1 protein-coding gene is annotated in these 979 nt (G+C 34.6%); it reads left to right on the forward strand.

Annotated elements, in window-relative coordinates; translation table 11 throughout:
* Positions 1 to 45: 45 nt before the first annotated feature.
* Positions 46 to 729 carry a hypothetical protein gene (locus LN995_RS21675; protein WP_229963184.1) on the forward strand — a complete coding sequence of 228 codons (684 nt, stop codon included), beginning with the start codon at positions 46 to 48 and terminating at the stop codon, positions 727 to 729.
* Positions 730 to 979 lie beyond the last annotated feature (250 nt).

Below are 979 nucleotides of genomic sequence, written 5' to 3' on the forward strand. Positions count from 1 at the left end.
AAAGCGTCTGCTAGACCATTTCGTTAGCAAAAATTTAGAAAATTGATGAGAGAACAGTTTAATGAAATTATAAAATCGAAAGATTTAAAGGACATTTCAGTTGACCTAGTTGAAAAAGTTCTCGACAATGAAGTCACAAATGAAATATTGAAAGAAGTACCAATCTTAAAATCATTAGTTGCTGCAAGAAATATATACAATTCATACACAGACAGAATTTTCATTAAAAAAGCAATGAAAGTCCTACTAGAGTTAACCGAAATTAGCTGGGAAGAGCGGATAGAATTAACTAAGGAATTGGATGATGAAGATGAAAGTGGTGCCGAAAAGATATTAATGGCAATTGACCGGCTGGAGACAACTTATAAATGCAAAGTTTATGGACGTTTATGTAGGTTAAAGGCACTTGGAAAATTAAAATATACAGATGACTTTCTTAGACTCAGTAAACTTATTCAAGATTCGTATCTAGATGATTTGATTTTAGTAACTGATTTTAAAAAAGGAGAAAAAAAAGAGATTCATGAAGGGGATTATTACCCTATTTTAATTTTAGGACTTATATATCAAGAGCCTTCCGAGCAGAAACCAATTGAAAGGCACCATAGGCACAATGAATATGAGCCAGAGATTACAGGTGGAGAAATTGAATTCAATTACAGACTATCTGGCTTAGGTGAAACTCTTCTTGAGCACTACTATGAGCTCTTTCCAGAAGATAAAAAATAAAACTTTTGCTAACATTGTATAAACATCATGCTTCGGCCGACGGCCTAGCACGTTGTTTATACCAGACCGAAATCTATGAGTAAAACTAGTATTTTGCTCTAGATTTTGTTCAATCTTATCTCATAAGGAGTTCCTCTCTTTATGACGGCCACAATCTGGTGCAGAAGCTTATTTCTGACGGCATTGATGACGCTCATCTTGCTCTTTCCTTCCCCTGTCAGCTCTCCTGTAAATAGAACTGTTTTGAAGT

It is taken from the genome of Pontibacter silvestris (assembly GCF_020907275.1).
GTDB lineage: Bacteria > Bacteroidota > Bacteroidia > Cytophagales > Hymenobacteraceae > Pontibacter > Pontibacter silvestris.

What these genes read in the sequence shown, in the direction of transcription:
- LN995_RS21675 (WP_229963184.1), top strand. Translation starts at nt 46, where the DNA reads ATGAGAGAACAGTTTAATGAAATTATAAAATCGAAAGATTTAAAGGAC.